The sequence below is a fragment of the Aquabacter sp. genome, from assembly GCF_965279295.1.
GTDB lineage: Bacteria > Pseudomonadota > Alphaproteobacteria > Rhizobiales > Xanthobacteraceae > Aquabacter.
On the sequence record NZ_CBDIHQ010000010.1, the window covers coordinates 187279 to 206943 of the forward strand.

Consider the following 19665-nt stretch of genomic DNA (forward strand, 5'->3'; position numbering starts at 1 on the left):
CTCCCTAAAGGATAAAACGGGCCGCCGCTCCGCGCTCAGATCAGCGGGTTCGTCATCTTCTTGCGCAGTTCCCGCTCGTCGATGCCGAAGACATCTGCGAGCCAGTCGGCCATCAGTTCCTGACCAATGGTGGGGTTGTCATGCTGACAGTGGTCGGCGCCGGTCTCTTCCTCGGTGACGAAGCGCAGCGTGACGTTGACGCCCTTGGATTGCGCGTAGTCCGCCGTCTTCTGCGCCGCCGCGACGCCGAGAACGTCATGCCCGCCGTGGACGATGAGATAGGGGCACGTCATGTTGTCGAGGTGCCCTTCCAGGGTGAAGGGAATCGCCTTTTCCAGGGCCTCCTTCATGGTCTTGGCGCCGAACACCGTCTTGATATGGTCGGCAAGCCCATGATCTTCCTTGGCGTTCGCCCAAAGCTCGGGGATCGACCAGATGGCGCCATGGGAAATCGCCGCCGCAAGGCGCGGCTCGTAGCAGCCAGCGCGGGCGGCGTAATAGCCGCCCAGCGAGGAGCCGCACACCGCGATTCTGGCAGGGTCGATGTCGTCGCGGGTGAGCAGATAGTCGATGCACTTGCCGATCGGCACCTCGTAATCGGGCCGGGTCGGAATCTTGTGACGCCGCAGGGTGCCGCCCTGGCCGGGACCGTCGATCATCAGCACCGACATGCCGCGCTGAAGTGCGCCGTGCGCCTGCATGAACCACATCTCGTCCTTGATGGAATCAAGGCCACCCATGCAGATCATGACCGGCTGCTTGCCAGTATCGAACGGTGCCCGCACGAAATAGGCGAACAGCGTCTTGTCGTCCTCGTACGGGATTTGCAGCACCTCCCCCGCCGGGTTGAGGTTCTGGATGAATTTGCGCGAGCACTCCTCCATGTCGGTGAAGGCTTCCAGACGGCGCGGGTCGCTATATTCCAGCCAGAATTCGGTGTGCCGGTAGTAATTGGCCGCACGCAGCCAGCAATTCATGGCGGTGCGGACATGCCCCTTGCCGAATTCCTGGTCGCCGCGCTCCTGGTTGAAATCGGCGATGCGCTTCCACTCGCGATGCCAGCTTTCCTGATCGCCGGGGATCATGCGGCTCGCCGCGAGGAAGCATTCCGAAACTGTGCCGCCGCCTTCCTGGGTTTCACCCAGCGCGCGCCGGAACTGATAGCTCATCCAGGGGAATTGGGGCCAATGGTGCCAACCGTAAGGCTTGTACACACCATGGGTGGCATCTCCCACCTGGTCGATGAGCAACTCTTCCGCCATGTCCGTCTCCTTCTGGCGGCCCTCCCGAAGGGGCGCGCAGGAGAAATGTTACGCCGACATAAGCGATTTTCAAGTGACTTGATTATTCGGAAAGGTGGAAGAAAGCCAATATTTGTGCAGCCTCTGGCGGGCGCGCGCATAGATTGCGCCTCGGGAAATGGACGCTGGCCACGCGCGCGTCACTCCGCCTCGCATGAAGGTTGAGTGCGCAAAAATTTTGTGCAGCAAGTGTGCAGAAAGACGGTCGACTAGAAGGTCGGCGGGGTATTTACGAAGATGATCCGCGCTTCTTCATCGCCGACATTGCGATAGCCATGAGGGACTTCGGAACGATAGATAAAAGAGTCGCCTGCGTTTATTAGAAACACGCGGTCACCCAGCAGTAACTCTACACTTCCGGAGAGAAGATACCCGACCTCCTCGCCATCATGGGTCACCATGCCCTCGCTGCCGCCGCCCACCGCGATCACATGGACCGAACCCTGGAGTAGATGCCCCTTGGTGTAGGGGATCAGCCTCTCCATGCGCACGCCCTTGCCCTGCACGGGGTCAAGATCGAGCACCACGCGGGCGTCTTCGCGCACCACCACGGTTTGCTCCGAGTTGGGTGTCGCGAACACTTCGCCGATGGTCAGGTTCAGCGCGTCGCAGATGCGCGAGAGCATATTCAGCGACGGACGGATCTTGTTGTTCTCAAGCTTCGAGAGAAGGCTTTCCGAACAGTTCGCAGCCTCAGCCACATCCTTCAGGCGGGCGCCGATCATCAGGCGGGCATGCCGCAGCCGGGTTCCGATCTGGACACTTACATCGGGCTTGTCCACCACCGCCGAGCCCGTGTTCACCTGCACCATCGATCCGCCCACTGGTCTTAGAATGGGCCTAGCTGTTTGATCCCGGGCTTTGATGGTGCAGTCTTTTCGCGGGAGTGGAGGGAGGCACTATGGGCCAGTTTCTACACGGGAGCGCCACGACGACTGAGGCAGTCCGTCGAGCGATACAGCATAGTCAAGAGAGCCTGAGGGCTCTGGCGAAGCGCTATGGGATCAACCAGAAGACCGTCGCCAAGTGGAAGAAGCGGACCTCGGTCGCCGATCTGCCGACTGGTCCGAGAGAGCCGACATCGACGGTTCTGTCGATTGAAGAAGAGGCCATCATCATCGCTTTCCGCCGGCATACGCTGCTGCCGCTCGACGACTGCCTCTATGCCTTGCAGGCGACGATCCCGCATCTGACGCGCTCATCCCTGCATCGCTGCCTGCAGCGCCACGGCATCAGCCGGCTGCCGGAGGTGGAGGGCGACAAGAAGCCGAAGAGGCGGTTCAAGTCCTATCCGATCGGCTTTTTCCATATCGATATCGCCGAGGTGCAGACCGCCGAGGGCAAGCTGTACCTTTACGTAGCCATTGACCGCACGAGCAAGTTCGCCTTCGTGCAGGTCGTCAGGAAGACAGGCCGGAGCTCAGCCTCGGCCTTTCTCATGGCCTTGATCAACGCGGTGCCCTACCGGATCCATACCGTTCTTACCGACAACGGCATCCAGTTCACCTTTCCGCCTCGCTACGCCGATGGGCCGACAGCTCGCTACATCACCCATATGTTCGACATGCGCTGCCGAGAGAACGGCATCGAGCACCGCCTGACTAAAGTGAAGCACCCCTGGACCAATGGCCAGGTCGAGCGGATGAACCGGACCATCAAGGAAGCGACCGTCAAGCGCTTCCACTACGACGACCATCATCAGTTCGAAACGCATCTCACCGACTTCGTCGCCGCATACAATTTCGGCCGGCGCCTGAAGACCCTCAGGGGGCTCACGCCCTACGAGTTCATCTGCAAATGCTGGACTTCAGAGCCAGAGAGATTCATCCTCGACCCCATCCATCAAATGCCGGGACTAAACACCTAGCTAGCACACTTTCGGGCAGGCATGTCACCTGCTTCGTAGCGACAGGCGGTACGAGGGCTGGCAGCGCCCTCAGCCGGAGGGCACCGCCGCGAACAGCAGGCTGGAGCGTGATGTCACGTCATAGTTAACGCCAGTTTCAAAAAGCGCCTCTTCGTGCGCGTCCAGATTTGTGTCGACCAGCCGGTTCCAGGCCCCGCCCCCTGGCACCTCGGGCAGCGTGAAAGTCACCAGATCGTCGTGGCCGTTAAGCACCAGAAGAACCGTGTCGCGGCCGTCGTCCAAGCCGATTTCCGGGTTACTTGCGACATCGATCAGCATGCCGAAGCATTTTGTGACGCCGTTCCACTCCTCCTGGCTCAGTTCGCCGCCGCCCGCGCTGACCCAAGTGACATCGCGCCGTCCTTCGGCATCAAGTTGCCCTGTCAGGGAACGCCGGTACCGCAGCGCTGGATGGGAGGCCCGCAGTTCAGTCAATTGCTGGACGAATGCAATCATCCGCTCGCCCTTGTCCTCGATCGACCAGTTGAGCCAAGAGATCTCACTATCCTGGCAATATGCGTTGTTGTTTCCCTGCTGTGTGCGCGCAAATTCGTCTCCGGCGAGCAGCATGGGCACGCCTTGTGAGAGCAGCAGCGTAACCAGAAAGTTGCGAATCTGGCGTTCGCGCAGTCGGTTGATCTCGGGATCGTCGGTCGGCCCCTCGGCGCCGCAATTCCAGGACCGATCATGATCAGAACCGTCGCGGTTGCCCTCGCCGTTGGCTTCATTGTGCTTTTCGTTGAAGCTCACGAGATCGTTCAGCGTGAAACCGTCATGGGCGGTGATGAAATTGACGCTGGCCCATGGCCGCCGTCCCTCGCGGTTATAAATATCGCCCGAGCCGGAAAGGCGAGGTGCAAGCGCGGCCGCGGAAGCATCGCCGCGCCAGAAGTCGCGCGCGGTGTCGCGGAACTTGTCGTTCCATTCCGACCAGCCGGGCGGGAAGCCGCCGACCTGATAGCCGCCGGGGCCGCAATCCCAAGGCTCGGCCACCAGCTTAACGGTGCCAAGCACCGGGTCCTGGCTGCACGCCTTGAGAAATCCGCTCTGGTTGTCGAAGCCGTTGGGCTCGCGGGCCAGAATGGTGCCGAGATCGAAGCGGAAGCCATCCACATGGGTTTCCGTCACCCAGTAGCGCAGGCTGTCTGTCACCATCTGGAGCACACGGGGATGGGAGACGTTGACCGTATTTCCGGTGCCGGTGTCGTTGATGTAATAGCGCGGATCATCCGGCATGAGCCGGTAGTAGCTCGCATTGTCGATGCCCTTGAACGACAGTGTCGGGCCGTTCTCGTTGCCTTCGGCGGTGTGATTGTAGACCACGTCCAGGATCACTTCGAGACCGGCCTCATGGAACCGGGCCACCATCTCCTTGAACTCGCGCAACGTGTGCTCGCGCTCGCGGGCATAGCGCGGATCCGGTGCGAAGAAGCCGATGGAATTGTAGCCCCAGTAATTCCGCAGGTCCTTGGCGAGGAGATAGTCGTCATCAAGGAACGTGTGCAGCGGCAGGAACTCCACCGAGGTCACACCGAGCGACTTGATATAGTCCAGCACCTCTGGCTGGCCCATACCGGCATACGTCCCCCGCAGGTGCTCGGGAACGGCGGGATGTAGCTTGGTGAAGCCCTTCAGGTGGGTTTCATAGAAGACCGCGCGATCCCAGGGTGTGAATATGCGCCCCGGCTCGCCGTGCCAGTCGAAATTGGGGTCCACGACCACGCATTTCGGAACGAAGGGCGCGCTGTCGCGGGTATCGAACGAGAGGTCTCCGTCCGGGTCGCCCTGGATATAGCCGAACACCGCCGGGTCCCAGATGATTTCGCCGGTGTGCCCCCGGGCATAGGGATCGAGGAGCAGCTTGTTCGGGTTGAAGCGATGGCCCGCGTCCGGGGCGTATGCGCCGTGAACCCGATAGCCATAAACCTGGCCCGGCCCGATGTCGGGCACAAAACCGTGGAACACTTGGTCGGTATATTCCGGCAGCACGATCCGGGCGGTCTCGGTGCGCCCCTCGTCGTCGAACAGGCAAAGCTCAACCTTGGTAGCATTGGCTGAGAACAGCGCGAAATTCACGCCCTCTCCGGTCCAGGTTGCACCTTTGGGAAAAGGCTGGCCAGAGCGGACAGCGCGGTTGAGGGGTTTATGCAGCACAGGAGGCGCCTGTTTCGGGAGGACCAGCGCAAGGCGGGATCAGGTGCCCAACGACTGCGCCCTAGCCTTAGTTTCCGCATCGCAAACAAATCCCTTCAGTTTCTCCACCGGGTCATTGGAATACAGCCTGACCTCCCCACATAGCCTGATGGCCCACCCCCATTTTGCGGGTGAACTTTCGCTGGCCGGCGACGTTTAGCTCCACCATCAGCAAAGCCGGGAAGGGTGAACCCATGCCGACACATGAGAGCATCCAGACCGCCGCACGCCCTGAAACCGACGCGCACCGGACCCGCGTCGCGCGGTTCCGCGCTGTGCGCGCCCACAGCGAAAATCTCGCGCATCCTCTGACGGCCGAGGACCAGACGGTGCAGTCCATGGCGGACTGTAGTCCCACCAAATGGCACCTTGCCCATGTGAGCTGGTTCTTCGAGACCTTCATTCTCGTGCCTCACCTCGCTGGTTACGAGGTGCGCCATCCCCAATTCGCCTATCTGTTCAACTCCTATTATGAAGCCGCCGGCGCGCGTCATCCGCGCTTCGAGCGCGGCCTTGTGACCCGGCCCGGCGTCGGCGAGGTGCAGGCCTATCGCGCCCATGTCACCCAGGGCATGGAAACCCTGTTCGAGCGGGCGGACGCAACGCTTTGGGGAGAAATCGCGCCGCTCGTGGACATCGGCACGCACCATGAGCAGCAGCATCAGGAACTGATCCTGATGGACATTCTGAACCTGTTTTCCCGCAACCCGCTGCGGCCGGCCTATTCCACCTACCGCGCCGGCCTTGCGCGGGATACGGCGCCGCTCGTGTTCCACGATAATCCCGGTGGCATCGTCGAAATCGGCCATGCGGGAGACGATTTTTCCTACGATAATGAAAGCCCCCGCCACCAGACGCTGCTTCGTCCGTTCCGCATCGCATCGCGCTGCGTGACCAACGGCGAGTGGATCGATTTCATGACCGACGGCGGCTACCGCCGCCCTGACCTCTGGCTGGCCGACGGCTGGGCCCGCGTCACGGCGGGGGAATATGAAGCCCCGCTTTATTGGGAAAAGGCCGCGCACGGGTGGGAGGCCATGACGCTGTCCGGCCAGCATCTGGTCGATCCCACCGCGCCGGTCTGCCATGTCTCCTATTACGAGGCCGACGCCTTCGCCCGTTGGGCGGGTAAGCGTCTGCCAACCGAAGCGGAATGGGAGATCGTCGCCCGCGACCTCCCCATCGCCGGCAACTTCGCCGGTTCCGGTCATCTGCGCCCGGTTGCGGCGCAGGATGGGGCAACCGCCCCGGCCCAGATGTTCGGGGATGTTTGGGAATGGACGCAAAGCCCCTACAGCCCCTACCCCGGATATAAGGCCGCGCCCGGCGCGATCGGTGAATACAACGGCAAGTTCATGGCGAGCCAGTTCGTGCTGCGCGGAGGCTGCTGCGCGACACCTGACGACCATGTGCGCGCCACATACCGCAACTTCTTCTACCCGCACCAGCGCTGGCCCTTTGCTGGGCTCCGCCTGGCGGAGGACGCCGCATGACAGTCCAGCGCAAGCCCCCGGTCGCCACCACCCCCGCCGACGCACCGGGCACGGGGTCGTTCCGTACCGACGTTGCGCGGGGGCTAGGCGCGCCGCGCAAAACCCTGCCCGCCAAATATTTCTACGACGCCGCCGGCTCCCGCCTGTTCGACCAGATATGCGAGCTGGACGAGTACTACCCGACCCGAACTGAGTTAGGCATTCTGAAATCCCGTGCCGGCGAGATCGCCCGCGCGGCGGGGCCGGACGCAAAGCTGGTGGAATTCGGCGCGGGGTCGCTGGTGAAGGTGCGAATCCTGCTGGATACCCTGACGACGCCGGCAGCCTATATTCCCATCGACATCTCGGCCAATCACCTCATCGCCGCGAGCGCCGATCTGGCGCGCGATTATCCGGCCTTGCGGGTCTCGCCGCTGGTGGGTGATTTCACCCGCGCGCTTGCGCTGCCGCCGCTCGCCGGCAACCGCACCATCGGTTTCTTTCCCGGCTCGACCATCGGCAATTTCACGCCTGCAGAAGCGGAGCATTTCCTCACCGAGGCCGGCCGCACCCTGGGGGCCGGCGCGCTCATGGTGCTGGGTGTCGACCTGAAGAAGGACCTCGCGCGGCTCGAGGCCGCCTATAACGACGCGCGAGGCGTCACCGCCGCCTTCAACCTCAATCTGCTCATCCGCATCAACAGGGAAGCGGGCGGCAATTTTGACCCGTCCCGGTTCGCCCATCGCGCGCATTTCAACGCGGGGGAAAGTCGGATCGAGATGCACCTCGTGAGCCAATGCGACCAGGAGGTGGAGGCGGCCGGTCAGCTCTTTAGCTTCGCGCGCGGCGAAACCATCCACACCGAAAACTCCTACAAATACGCGCCGGAGGGCGTTGAAACCCTCGCCCGTGCTGCCGGATGGGCGGTGGAAGCGGCCTGGAGCGATGCGGAGAATCTGTTCGGCGTCTTCCTGTTGGCGCGCGGTTAGGGTCCGAACGGACCTTTGAGGATGGCAGGAAGGCATCACCTTCCGTCAAAACCCAGCTCAGCACCATTTCTTGGCCGCACGATAGGGTAAGCTGTGGCAAGTATCTGAACTCTCCCACGTTCCGAGGCCGCCATGCCGCCCCGTCCGCCAGCCACAATCGGCGCTTCCGTCGCCGAGATCGAAACGCCCGCGCTCGTGATCGATCTCGACGCGTTCGACCGCAATGTCCGCGTCATGCGCAAGGCGGTAACCAACGCCGGCCTGCGCCTGCGCCCCCACGCCAAGGCCCACAAATGCCCTGACATCGCCCACCGGCAGATCGCCGAAGGTGCGGTCGGCATCTGCTGCCAGAAGGTGAGCGAGGCGGAAGCCTTCGTCGCGGGTGGCATCACCGACATATTGGTGACCAACGAGATCGTCGACCCCCGCAAACTGGCCCGGCTGGTCGAACTGGCGCGCACCGCCCGCATCGGCATCTGCGTCGACAGCGCCGTCCATGTGGCGCTGCTGGCGGCGGCGGTGGCGGGCAAGGGCGTTGAAATTTACGTGCTCATCGAGATCGACGTGGGACAGGGCCGCTGCGGATTGGCCGTCGGCCCCGAGCTTGCCACCCTGGCCGCCGCCATCTCAGGCACGCCGGGCCTGCGCTTTGCCGGCCTCCAGGCCTATCACGGCACAGCCCAGCACATGCGCGCGCCAGCCGAGCGCCGCGAGGCCATCGGCACGGCCGTGGAGCGGGTGAAGCGCGCGAAGGCGATTTTCGCCGAAGCGGGTTTCCCGTGCGAGACCGTTTCGGGCGCCGGCACCGGCAGCTTCATTCTTGAAGCGGCCTCCGGCGAATACACCGAGATTCAGGCTGGCTCCTACGTGCTGATGGATGCGGACTATGCCCGCAACGTCTTTGACGGGCCGTCCTTCGATCACTCCCTGCTGGTGCACGCGACTGCCATGAGCACTGCGGTGGATGGCAAGGCGGTGCTTGATGTGGGCTATAAGGGCCTCGCCGTGGATTCCGGCTATCCCGCGCCGTTCGGCCTGGAAACGCGGGTGATCGGCATGTCGGACGAGCACACCATCCTGCGCCAGCCGGCAGGCGGGCGGCTGCGCCCCGGTGACCGGGTGCAACTCATCCCCGGCCATATCGACCCGACCGTCAACCTGCACGATTGGTATGTCGGCGTACGCAAAGGCGTGGTGGAAGCCCTCTGGCCGATCACCGCACGCGGGCCGGGGCTTTAGCTAGCCAGCCTTGGGATACAGCGGGGCCAGACGCGCGCCACGCGCGGCCGGGGCACGGGCGTTCAGCGCCCGCCGTTCCGTCTTGAAGGCGGTGAGGAAACCGGTGCCATTCCATGGCGTACCGCCCGCCGCATAGAGATGCCGGCGCAAATCCCGCACCGCTTCTCCCATGTCGGGGGTTCGCGGCTCGTCGGCACCCCGGCTCCAGGCGAGATAGGCGCGGTGCGCCGCCACCGCGTCATTGCGTTTGCAGGCGGCAGTCAGTTCGCGCTCAGCGGCGGCACCGGAAAGCCCGATGCCTCGCGCGCGAAACGCACCCGGCACCGGCTTGGCGGCAGGCCCTGCTCCAATGCCAGAGATCCGCCCCGCCTGCGCGCGCCGGACGGCCCGGCGCCGATACCACAGCAGACCGAAGGAGAGTAGCAATCCCGCCAGCACCAGGGCGAGCGCCGACCCGGCAGCAATCGCAGCGGGGCCGCGCCAAGCGAGCAGGGATTCCAGCGTCCATCCGCTGTTCATAGAAGGCGGCTCGGCGACCTTCGCCGCAGTGGAGGGGACGTCCTCTTTGATCACCACGGGGGCCGGCTGGGCCGCCACAGCGGCGCCCGGCAGCACGGTGAAGCTCTCCGCAGGCAGGGCCGTGGTTTCCTGCCGGTTGGTCGCGGTGTTCCACCAGCCGACCTCCATGGCGGGCAGGGTGACATCACCGGCGCGGGTGAACACCACCGAAATCGTCTTGGTCAGTTCCGCCCCGGCCTCGCCCTTGATCTGCGCGGTTTCGGAGTGCGTCTCTTCCTCATACTGGCGCACGCCCGGCACATCAGGCAGCGTCACGGGCGGAAGCTGGTTCGGGCTCGCGCCCACCGCCGCGAGGCGGATGGTGCGGGTCAGCGTGTCGCCGGCCCGCGCCTTTGCGGGAGGCGAGGACCATTCGCTGGTGAGGGTGACGGCGCGGGCCGGCAGGAACCAGCCCTGCGCATCGGCCGGGCGCGCCTTTACCTCCACCTTGATCGGCTCGGAGTGGATGGTGACGTCGCGCCCGCGGTTGAAGGCGGCGTCGAGCCAGGGCTGCGGCATCCCGCTTCGCCCAAGCAGCCGCGCCATTTCTGACGGCATCGGAGCGCCGTCATTGCTCGGCACATTGGCCTGAAGCCGCACCGCCGGGATATCGATGGTGCCGCTGCGCTGCGGGGTCATGATGTAATTCTGCTGGATCACCCGGTAACGCTGCTTGCCGATGGTCCTGAGATAGGTCTGCTGATCGCCGTCCGGCGCGAAGGTCGCGCCATCCGCCGCAATGCGCGACATGGCGCCGCTGCGCATTCCGAGGCTGTCGTAAATGCGCACGGTGACGGGCACTTCGCTCTGGACATAGGGCGTGCCCTTGCCGACCTCCACCTCAAGGAACAGCGGACGCTCCTCCGTCGAATCCACCGAGGCGGCCGGCGTCACCTGCATCTGGATCGGCGCCGAGGACACGCCCGCCACCGAAAGCGAGGGAATGGTGAAGGTGCCCGCACGCTTGGGCGCGAGCAGGAGCGCCCATTCGTTCACCGTGGTGCGCTTGCCGTCAACAATCGTGGTCCGGCTGCCACGGCGCCGTTCGACGATCTCGAAATCCTTGGAGAGCGAGGTGAGGTCGGGGGGTTGCGAACTGTCCCCGCCGGCGAGGCTGAGCACCAGGCTGAAGGTCTCGCCCATGCCCACGCTCGGGCGGTCCGTGGTTGCTGTCAGCGTGGCGGCAAAACCCGGCTGGCCCGCCCGCGCAAGACATGCGCACGCCAGGACCATGGCGATCAGGGCCTTGTGCCAGGAGCGTCTCACCTCGCTGAATCCTCGAACACGGGCACGGTGGTGCCCGAATAATAGCTGCGGATGCGCGCGCGCAAGAGCCCCGTGGGGTCATCGGGAACCATGCGTAGCGCCTGTTCGCGGTTCTGCTGCTGCTCGGTCATCGGCTTGGCCGCAACCGATCCGGCGGGATCCGCTGGTGGCGGTGGCGGCTGGTCCTGCGGCTTGCCGTTGGCCGCGTCCTTGGCAGGCTGCGGAGGCTCCGGCTTGGCCGGCTCCTTGGGCGGCTCCGGCTTCTGCGCAGGCTGATTCTTTGCCTGACCGTCCTTCGCGGGGTCGGGCTTGGCCGGATCGGGCTTGGCGGGGTCGTTCTTCGCCGGATCGTTCTTCCCTTGATCGTTCTTGGCTTGGTCGTTCTTGGCCGGATCGGGTTTCGCAGGATCGTTCTTTGCAGGATCGTTTTTGGGCTGCTTCTGGTCGCCCGGCTTCTGCGGATCGTTCTTCGCCTGGTCCTTGTTCTGGGGACTGTCGCCGGACTTATCGTCGGGCTTCTTCTGGTCCTGATCCTTCTTGTCGTCCTTATTCTGGTTCTGCTGTTGCTGCTTCTGCTGCTCGAGGGCGCGCAGCACGAGGTCGCGGTTGAAGGCGGCGTCGGCGTCTTTCGGGTCGGCCTTCAGGGCAGCGTCATAGGCCGCGACCGCATCCTCCAGCTTTCCCGAACGGGCAAGGGCGTTGCCACGGTTGTAATCCTGGCCCGCAAGACTGGAATAGGCTTCTGCCGCGCGCGCGTGCTCGCCCGCTTTGTAGAGTGCGCTGGCCTGCCATGCCGGGTCCTGGAAACGGGTCGCAGCCGAAGCATAATCCCCGCTGGCGAAGGCGCTGGCGCCCTTCTGGTCCGGGGTCTGCCACAGGTCCTGCCAGGACAGGCCATCCGCCGGATTGCTGAAATCCGTTGGCTGGGCCGATGCTGGGCGCACGCCGAGGCCGCCGGAAAGCGCGAACGCCAGCGGGATCACGGCGAGCCAGCCCCGGCGAAACGCCAGTGACGCCATGAGGACGACGCCGATTACAAGCCAGGGTCCCATATCCACCCACTGGTCCGCCACAAGGTCATTGTCCCGAGACGCAGGACCGGACGACGACGCGGAAGATTTGGCGAAGATGTTGTCGAGATCGCGGCTGTCGGCCGTGAGCACCGCGAAACGCCCGCCGCCATCCCGCGCAACGCCGCTCAGGCGCGTGTCATCCATGCCGGCAAGCGGCGCGGGTCGTCCATTCGCGCCAAGCGCGGGCGGCCCCGCCGGAACACCGACGCCGATGACGCTGACCGCGTAGCCGTCCCGCGCCGCCGCCTGCGTGGCAGCCGTGGTGAGATTGGGCGCGTCGCCCGCGCCATCCGTCACCAGCACGATCCGCCCGCTCGGCGCACCCGTGTTCTTCAACAGTTCCACCGCCTTCTGGATCGCGAGATCAGGCCGGTTGCCCCGCACCGGCATCAGATCGGTCGCAAGTTCCGGCAGCATCTGCGACACCACCTTGCCATCCTCGGTCAGGGGCGAGGCGACGAACGGCGCGTCAGTGTAGACGATGAGGGCCACTTGGCCGCCGCGCATGCGGTTGAGGATATCCTCAACCTTATGGCGGGCCGCCACCAGGCGCGACGGGCTCTGGTCGGCCGAATCCATGCTCTGGCCGAGGCTGAGCACGATGACAGTCGGATCGAGCCGGTCGAGCGCGGGGGTCGGCACCTTCTGCCAACTTGGGCCCGCCATGGCGAGCGCGGTCAGTACCCAGCCAGCCAACAGCACCGCCACCGGCCACTTGCCGCGCCCGGCGGTATCGCGCACCGCGAGATGGCGCAGAAGATGCGCGTCCACCACATTGCGCCAGTCGTTCCGCCCCGCGCCGATCCCGCGCCACACCAGGGCGGCAAGGATCACACCGGGGATGATTGCGAACAGCCATTCCGGCCGCAGGAAATGGAAGTCGGCGGGAATGAAGGACGCCATCATGGCCGCGCGCCCTCGCCTCGCGCCGGCGCGCTGCCGCGCATCGCGGGAACCAAAAGCAAGCCGCCCATCACCAGGCTCAGCCCCAATGCCGCGCCCAGCGGCCATTGGAACAGCGAGACCGTGGGGCTGAGATAAAGCGGGTCGCCCGAGGTCGGCTCCATCCGGTTGATATCGTTATAGATGGCGGCAAGGCCGGCGGAATCACGGGCGCGGTAATAGCGCCCGCCGGTCATTTCGGCGATTTTCGCCAGCGTGCCCTCATCCAGGTCGGCGGAGGGATTGACCATCCGCTGGCCCATGGCGAGGCGGTCGGCGCCGACGCCGATGGTGTAGATTTTCACATGCTCCTGCTTTGCCGCCTCGGCGGCCTGGAGCGGCTCCAGCACGCCGGAATTGTTGGCCCCGTCGGTGAGGAGCACCAGCACGCGCTGGTCGTCCGGCCGGGTTCGCAGCACCTTGACCGCAAGCCCGATGGCATCGCCGATGGCGGTCTCCTGCCCCGTCAACCCGATGCGCGAGGCACCGAGCAGTTCGCGCACGACATTTCGGTCGAAGGTGAGCGGGGTCTGCACATAGGCGCGGCTGGAAAACAGGATCAGCCCTACTCGGTCGCCCTTGCGACGCGCGATAAAATCATCCGCCACGGCTTTGACCACGGACAGGCGGTCGGTCGGCACGCCATCCTGCGAAAAATCCTGGCGCGCCATCGAGCCGGACAGGTCCACCGCCATCATCATGTCGCGGCCGCTGACCGGGATCGGCACCGGCTTGCCCACATAGGCCGGGCGCGCGGCGGCGGCGATCAGCAGGCACCAAATCAGCGCCAGGATCGCGAGACGCGCGATGCGACGCCGACGACCTCCGGTGGAGATCAGGCCAGCCCCACGGATTTCTGCGAAGAACGGCACCCGGAGCGCGCCCGAGCGCGACGCCTTGGCCGCCGGCACCAGCCAGCGCACCAGCAGCGGCAGCGGCAGCATTGCCAGGGCCCAGAGCCATTGAAACTGGATCATGCGTTGCCCCGGATCCAGCGCCGCACGGCCGCGACCACCACCTCCCGCGACACCGCATCCCCTCCCGGCGCCCCCGGCGGCAGATAGGGTGCGGCGGCGATAAAGCCGCTGACCTCCGGCGCGATCCCACCCTTGCCCTCGGCGAGAAAGCCGAGCCAGCCCTCGCCCGTGAGGCTTGCCGCCTCGGTGCGGCCGGCGCGCGACAGCAGGATGCGGCGCATCAAGACCGCAGAGGCTGCGGCCACCGCGCGCGCATCGACATAGCGCGCCTGATCCTGCGCGATGGTGTTCAATTCCTGCATCGCGCGATAGCCGAGCGTCTGGCGCCGGCGCAGCTCCAGCATGACCAATACCACCAGCAGCAGAACCACAAGGCCGGCAAGCACCCACCAGCCGGGCGCGGGCGGCCAGAAGGAGACCGACGGTGGCAGGTGAATGTCGCGCAGCCCGGCAAGCGGATCATTGCCGGCGGGGGCGGCAAAGCTCGGGGTGGTCACGCGGCGTCCTCCTCCGAGCGCCTATGCCGCTCGGGGCTCAGCACGTCGGCCGGGTCCTGCCCGGTGCGCATCGGCACGAAGGCCATGCCCCGCTGGCGCGAGAGATGCTCGATCCGCTCGCGGCGGGTCGCGAAATGGCGGGCATAGGCATCGCGTGCGGCACGGCTGTCGGCATCGAGCACGGCGACACCTACCCCATCGCTGACGCGATAGGCGCCCCTGCCCGGCGCTTCCCGCTCCAGAGGATCGTGGATGAACACGTTCGTCACCTGGCATTGCATCGCCAGACGGGTGAGTTCGCGGGCGGCGAGTTCGTCGAAATCGTGAAAATCGCTGGCGATGAACACCAGAGTGCCGGGCCGCGACACCTGACGCAGCCGGGCGAAGGCATCGGAAAGCCTGGGCTCGGAGGCGGGCGCGGGCGTCCCGAATCCGTCCTGCGTCCCATCCGCCAGAGCTTTCACGAACGCGAGAATGCGCCCCCGGCTGGCCTGCGGCCGGTAGGATGTGATGCGATGGGGCGTCAGCACCACGCCGCCAATCCGGTCCCCCGCCTCGAGCGAGGTCCAGGTGAGAACGGCGGCCACTTTCGCCGCGAGCACCGACTTGAAGCTGGTGCGGGTGCCGAAGCGCATGGAGCTGCGGGCATCCATAAGCACCAGGACGGGACGCTCGCGCTCCTCCTGGAACAGCTTGGTGTGGGTGCGCCCGGTGCGTGCGGTGACGCGCCAGTCGATGGTGCGCACATCATCACCCGCCTGATAGGCGCGCACTTCGTCGAATTCCATGCCCCGGCCCCGAAATGCGGATTTGTGGCCGCCGAATCTGTGGGTCCGCACCTTGCCGCGCGGCGCGAAACCGCGTGCCGCGCCGCCGGGATGGGCGGCCACCAGTTCGTCCAGGCGTGCGACCACCCCGGTCAGATCGGTCTCGGGCGGCAGCAGGGCCGATGATTTGTTCATGAGCGGCACAGGGCGGGTCAGCTCACCGGCACGCGGGAGATCAAGGCGTCGACGAACTCGTCTGTGGTGACACCGTCGGCCTGCGCCTCGAAGGTGAGGATGACACGATGCCGCAGCACCGGCTTGGCGATCGCCTGCACATCTTCCGGCACCACATAGTCGCGGCCGCGCAACCAGGCGTGGGCGCGAGCGCAGCGATCGAGCGCGATGGTGCCGCGCGGGCTGGCGCCGAACGCCACCAGGCCGGCGAGGTCCTGGCCATAGCGCTCAGGCGCACGGCTCGCGGCCACCAGTTGCAGCAGATATTCTTCTACCGCCTCGGACATGAAGGTGCGCAGCGCGGCGCGGCGGGCGGCGAAGATCAGGGCCTGCGGCACCCGCTCGCCGAACGTCACCACCTCGCCCTGCGCCTCGCCCCGCACCAGCCGCAGGATCTGCCGTTCGGCGGCAAGGTCGGGGTAGCCGATCTTCACATGCAGCAGGAAACGGTCCAGCTGGGCTTCCGGCAGCGGATAGGTCCCTTCCTGCTCGATCGGGTTCTGCGTCGCCATGACCAGGAAGAGTTCGGGCAGCGGATAGGTCTTGCCGCCGACCGTCACCTGGCGCTCCGCCATCGCTTCCAGCAGCGCAGCCTGAACCTTGGCGGGCGCGCGGTTGATTTCGTCGGCGAGGATGAAATTGTGAACACCGGGCCGGGCTGGAACAGGAAGGTGCCATCCTCCGGCCGGTACATGTCGGTGCCGGTCAGGTCCGACGGCAGCAGGTCCGGCGTGAACTGGATGCGCTGGTCGTCGCAATGGATCGCCTTGGACAAGGCCTTGATGGCCTTGGTCTTGGCGAGACCCGGCGCGCCTTCCACCAGCAGATGCCCATCGGCGAGCACCGCAACCAGCAAAAGGTCGACGAACGCCGGCTGCCCGAGGATGCAGGTGTTCATATAGGCGCCAAGGCGTTCAAAGGCGCGGTGCAGGACCTGGGCGTAGGCGGCGTCGTGGGGCTGATTCATCGCAGACGGGTTCCGGACAGGCTTTTCAAGCCGGAACTCTATAGCCTAACGGCGCCCGTGATCGCAGGCCCCGCGAGATGACTTTTCAGTAATGTCGCACCCCCAAGCCCTTTCGGGGGCACTCACGCTGGGGCAAGGGACCGGAATGAGGGGACAACGGCGTCAGGGCAGCATCGCCCCCTCACCCGGTCTCCCGCATTGCCAGGTCGGAAACCGTCCGGGCGATGCGGAAGCGACAACCGACGGTGTTAAGCGTCGGTATCCAATGCGTCGTTGACCGGCGCCCAGAACAGGATGCGCGAGCGGGCAAAGGCGACGCCGCGCTGAAGCGCGATGCCCATGACCGCCAAAATCACCAGCGCTGCCAGCGACCCGGCGATGTCGAGCGCGGCATTGCGGCTGAGGATCAGCACGCCGAGCCCGGCATTGCCGCCGACGAACTCACCCACCACCGCGCCGAGGATCGAGTAGACCGCAGCCATTTTCCAGGCCCGCGAACACATACGGCAGAGCGCTCGGGAACTTCACCAGCCGGAAGATGGTCCAGCGGTTGGCCTTCAGGCTCGTCATCAGCTCGATCCGGTCCCGCTCGACGCTGGAGAGGCCGGCGGCGGTGTTGATGAGCAGCGGGAAGAAGGTGAGCAGGACGCCCAGCAGGATCTTGGATTCGATGCCGAAGCCGAACCACACCACGAACAGCGGCGCCAGCGCCACCTTCGGCACGCTCTGGAGGCCGATCACATAGGGAAGCGCCAGCCGGCGCACACCCTTGAACTCCACCACCAACGCCCCGGCAATGATGCCGAACAGGCTGCCGAGCACGAACGAGGCGAGCGCCTCGGTCAGGGTCGTGAAGATGTTGATGTAATATTGGGAGGGCGACAGGAACGGCGGGGCGAAGCCGCGCACCAGGGACAGGAAAATCTGCGAGGGCCGCGGGAAGACATAGTCCCGGAACCGCGAAATAGCGCACCCCGCCCTCGATCGCCAGCACCAGGATGATGAAGGACAGCAGCCCGAGGTGACGGTCGATCAGCCGGGGCGATGGAGAATGGACGGCGCCCGGTGGCGGTTTCGGAGGCGGCGGCGGATTCAGTCGACATTGGGACGGTCCTTTGCGCCGATTCCGAACAGGGTGCGGATATGCTTGACCGCGTCAGCGAACGCGGGCTCGGACATGGTGTCGAGATCGCGCGGCCGCGGCAGATCAACCTTGATCTCCTCGACGATCCGGCCGGGACGCGGGCTCATCACCAGCACGCGGTCGGCCAGGAACACGGCTTCCGGGATGGAATGGGTGATCAGGAAGATGGTCTTGCCGCTCTCCCGCCAGATGCGCTGCAATTCCAGATTCATGGTGTCGCGCGTCATGGCGTCGAGCGCGCCGAACGGCTCGTCCATGAGCAGGATCGAGGGGTCGTGCAGCAGGGCGCGCGTGATGGAGCAGCGTTGCTGCATGCCGCCGGACAGTTCGCCCGGATAGGATTTGGCGAAGTTCTCCAGCCCGACCATGCGCAGCAGATCGTGGGCCCGCGCCTCGGCCGCCTTCATGTCGAGGCCCAGCACCTGGGCCGGCAGCAAGGTGTTTTGCAGCACGGTGCGCCACGGCAGCAAGACCGGCGCCTGGAACACTAGGCCGAGGCGGTTTGCGGCATCGCGCGGCGGCAGGCCGCGCACGGCCACGGTGCCGACCGCGTGCGACACGATGCCGGCGAGGATTTTCAGAAGGGTGGACTTGCCGCAGCCCGAGGGGCCGACGATGCAGACGAACTCGCCGTCCTTCACCGTGAAATTGATGTCGTCCAGCGCCAGGACCGATCCTTCGCGCTTGGACTTGTAGATCTTGGTGAGGCCCTTGACCTCGATGGTCGGGACACCAGCGCCCGGCGCCGACGCATCGACAGGCGACAGGGGAATCCTGCCGGGCAACCGTACCGCCGCCGCTTCCGACGTCGGCAGCGACGCGTGCGGATGCGTCTCGTCCAGTCATAGGCCCTGTTCCCCTTCTTTTCAGCCGTGCCTGGAATGCCGTCCAAGGGGCAAGAATGCGCCCCCCAGGCGGTCATCCCGATCAATCAGAGAGTGACCGCCGCGAACCGTTTGTGCACGGTCCGTGGCGGGTAGTATCAGGCGACGGCGCGCACGGTGTTGCGCAGGATGCCGACGCCTTCGACCTCGGCCTCCACCACGTCGCCGTCGACCAGCCAACGCTGCGGCGTCATGCCCAGCGCGACGCCGGCGGGCGTTCCGGTGGCGATGATGTCGCCGGGCTCCAGGGTGAGCCCTTCCGAGAGCACCGAGACGATCTTCGCGACGTTGAACAGCAGGTCCGAAGTCGAGCTGTCCTGGCGGATCTCGCCGTTGACGCGCAGCGTGACGCGGCGGCCGGCGGGATCGCCGAAGTCATCGGCGGTGACGATCCAGGGGCCGATCGGGCAATAGGTGTCGAGCCCCTTGCCCTTGAACCACTGGTGATGGCGCTTCTGAAGGTCGCGCGCGGTCACGTCGTTGAGCACAGTGTAGCCGAACACCGCATCCATCGCCTCCGACACCGAGATGTCGCGGCAGGCCTTGCCGATCACCAGCGCCAGTTCGACCTCATAGTCCAATTGCTCGGTCAGCTTGGTGTCGAGGCGGATGTCCGCCCCCTGGCCGATCACCGAGGTGGTCGGCTTGGAGAAGAATTCAGGCACAGTGGGAAATACCAGCGGCACGCCCCGGGCGCGGGCGCCCTCTTCGATATGAGCCTTGTAGTTGCGGCCGACACAGAACACGTTCTTCTTGGGACGGGGAATCGGTGCCAGCAGACGCACCGCACGCAGCGGCAGCCACAAGTCCGCATCCCCGGAGCCAGAGGTCGAGAGGTTCTTGAGAACAGTGAGCACGGCGGCGCCCGCCTCGATCACGCCCTGCATGGTGTCGGGGACGCTGGCGCCAAAGCGCAGCGCCGCTTCCGGCACATTCAGCACGCGGTCCAGTTCGACGACGCCGAGGGTCGGCGTGCCGGAATTGGAAAAGGTTACGAGACGCATGGGACTACTCTCTGACCGTGGTGAAGGCGCCGGGAACGTGGAATTCCAGGAAGCCCGCTTCCGTGGTCCCGTCCGCGCAGCGCAGGCTGTGGATGTCGCCGGCCTTGAACATCGTGACCTGGCCGGGCGTAACGACGACGTTCTTGCCGTCCACCACGAAGTTGATATTGCCTTCGAGCAGGACGAACATGCTGTCGGCGTTGGGGTGGTGGTGCAGCGGCGTCAGGGTGTCGTGCTGGTATTCAACGATCA

17 protein-coding genes and 1 pseudogene are annotated in these 19665 nt (G+C 65.3%); 4 read left to right on the forward strand and 14 right to left on the reverse strand.

Annotated features, from left to right (window positions below; translation table 11 throughout):
* Nucleotides 1–35: 35 nt before the first annotated feature.
* Both ADADO0_RS04350 and ADADO0_RS04355 read right to left on the reverse strand, forming a co-directional pair.
* Nucleotides 36–1262, reverse strand: coding sequence for an alpha/beta hydrolase family protein (locus ADADO0_RS04350; protein WP_511303865.1), 1227 nt, complete (start codon nucleotides 1260–1262; stop codon nucleotides 36–38).
* 248 nt (nucleotides 1263–1510) lie between these two features.
* Nucleotides 1511–2113 carry a cupin domain-containing protein gene (locus ADADO0_RS04355; RefSeq protein ID WP_511303866.1) on the reverse strand — a complete coding sequence of 201 codons (603 nt, stop codon included), beginning with the start codon at nucleotides 2111–2113 and terminating at the stop codon, nucleotides 1511–1513.
* An 89-nt stretch (nucleotides 2114–2202) separates the two neighbouring features.
* Here ADADO0_RS04355 and ADADO0_RS04360 point away from each other — a divergent pair, with 89 nt between their 5' ends.
* The gene (locus tag ADADO0_RS04360) at nucleotides 2203–3168 is read left to right on the forward strand and encodes an IS481 family transposase (RefSeq protein WP_511303867.1); all 966 of its coding nucleotides are present in this window, start codon (nucleotides 2203–2205) and stop codon (nucleotides 3166–3168) included.
* A 69-nt stretch (nucleotides 3169–3237) separates the two neighbouring features.
* Here the strand turns inward: ADADO0_RS04360 and glgX are convergent, their stop codons facing one another.
* The gene (gene glgX, locus ADADO0_RS04365) at nucleotides 3238–5388 is read right to left on the reverse strand and encodes a glycogen debranching protein GlgX (protein WP_511303886.1); all 2151 of its coding nucleotides are present in this window, start codon (nucleotides 5386–5388) and stop codon (nucleotides 3238–3240) included.
* A 206-nt stretch (nucleotides 5389–5594) separates the two neighbouring features.
* On the opposite strand from glgX, the gene egtB reads away from it, so the two are divergent.
* The 3 genes from egtB (at nucleotide 5595) to ADADO0_RS04380 (ending at nucleotide 9100) form a co-directional block, all read left to right on the forward strand.
* On the forward strand, nucleotides 5595–6893 hold the full coding sequence (gene egtB / locus ADADO0_RS04370; RefSeq protein ID WP_511303868.1) for an ergothioneine biosynthesis protein EgtB: 1299 nt from the start codon (nucleotides 5595–5597) through the stop codon (nucleotides 6891–6893).
* Complete coding sequence (gene egtD / locus ADADO0_RS04375; RefSeq protein ID WP_511303869.1) at nucleotides 6890–7861, forward strand: L-histidine N(alpha)-methyltransferase; 972 nt, start codon at nucleotides 6890–6892, stop codon at nucleotides 7859–7861. Before egtB ends, egtD begins: the two co-directional genes overlap by 4 nt.
* A gap of 132 nt (nucleotides 7862–7993) precedes the next feature.
* Nucleotides 7994–9100 carry a DSD1 family PLP-dependent enzyme gene (locus tag ADADO0_RS04380; RefSeq protein WP_511303870.1) on the forward strand — a complete coding sequence of 369 codons (1107 nt, stop codon included), beginning with the start codon at nucleotides 7994–7996 and terminating at the stop codon, nucleotides 9098–9100.
* On the opposite strand, the gene ADADO0_RS04385 is transcribed toward ADADO0_RS04380, so the two are convergent.
* The 11 genes and pseudogenes from ADADO0_RS04385 to ADADO0_RS04435 form a co-directional block, all read right to left on the reverse strand.
* A complete protein-coding gene (locus ADADO0_RS04385; RefSeq protein ID WP_511303871.1) occupies nucleotides 9101–10924 on the reverse strand; it encodes a BatD family protein in 1824 nt (607 codons plus the stop codon). It lies immediately after the preceding gene.
* Nucleotides 10921–12903: a VWA domain-containing protein gene (locus ADADO0_RS04390; RefSeq protein ID WP_511303872.1), complete on the reverse strand. Its 1983-nt coding sequence runs from the start codon at nucleotides 12901–12903 to the stop codon at nucleotides 10921–10923. Before ADADO0_RS04390 ends, ADADO0_RS04385 begins: the two co-directional genes overlap by 4 nt.
* On the reverse strand, nucleotides 12900–13916 hold the full coding sequence (locus ADADO0_RS04395) for a vWA domain-containing protein (RefSeq protein WP_511303873.1): 1017 nt from the start codon (nucleotides 13914–13916) through the stop codon (nucleotides 12900–12902). Before ADADO0_RS04395 ends, ADADO0_RS04390 begins: the two co-directional genes overlap by 4 nt.
* Nucleotides 13913–14413 carry a DUF4381 domain-containing protein gene (locus ADADO0_RS04400; RefSeq protein ID WP_511303874.1) on the reverse strand — a complete coding sequence of 167 codons (501 nt, stop codon included), beginning with the start codon at nucleotides 14411–14413 and terminating at the stop codon, nucleotides 13913–13915. Before ADADO0_RS04400 ends, ADADO0_RS04395 begins: the two co-directional genes overlap by 4 nt.
* A complete protein-coding gene (locus ADADO0_RS04405) occupies nucleotides 14410–15375 on the reverse strand; it encodes a DUF58 domain-containing protein (RefSeq protein ID WP_511303875.1) in 966 nt (321 codons plus the stop codon). The genes ADADO0_RS04400 and ADADO0_RS04405 overlap by 4 nt, the downstream gene beginning before the upstream one ends.
* A 17-nt stretch (nucleotides 15376–15392) precedes the next feature.
* Nucleotides 15393–16381: pseudogene (locus tag ADADO0_RS04410) on the reverse strand (AAA family ATPase).
* 248 nt (nucleotides 16382–16629) lie between these two features.
* Entirely contained in the window at nucleotides 16630–16863 is a 234-nt protein-coding gene (locus ADADO0_RS04415) for a hypothetical protein (RefSeq protein ID WP_511303876.1), read from the reverse strand.
* Nucleotides 16823–17290 (reverse strand): ABC transporter permease, encoded by a 468-nt coding sequence (locus tag ADADO0_RS04420; RefSeq protein WP_511303877.1) that lies wholly within the window; start codon nucleotides 17288–17290, stop codon nucleotides 16823–16825. The genes ADADO0_RS04415 and ADADO0_RS04420 overlap by 41 nt, the downstream gene beginning before the upstream one ends.
* Before the next feature lie 183 nt (nucleotides 17291–17473).
* The gene (locus ADADO0_RS04425; RefSeq protein WP_511303878.1) at nucleotides 17474–18310 is read right to left on the reverse strand and encodes an ABC transporter ATP-binding protein; all 837 of its coding nucleotides are present in this window, start codon (nucleotides 18308–18310) and stop codon (nucleotides 17474–17476) included.
* Nucleotides 18311–18507: 197 nt separating this feature from the next.
* Nucleotides 18508–19413: a fumarylacetoacetate hydrolase family protein gene (locus ADADO0_RS04430; protein ID WP_511303879.1), complete on the reverse strand. Its 906-nt coding sequence runs from the start codon at nucleotides 19411–19413 to the stop codon at nucleotides 18508–18510.
* A gap of 4 nt (nucleotides 19414–19417) precedes the next feature.
* Nucleotides 19418–19665, reverse strand: a 248-nt coding sequence (locus ADADO0_RS04435) for a cupin domain-containing protein (RefSeq protein ID WP_511303880.1), incomplete at its 5' end; no start/stop codon positions are given.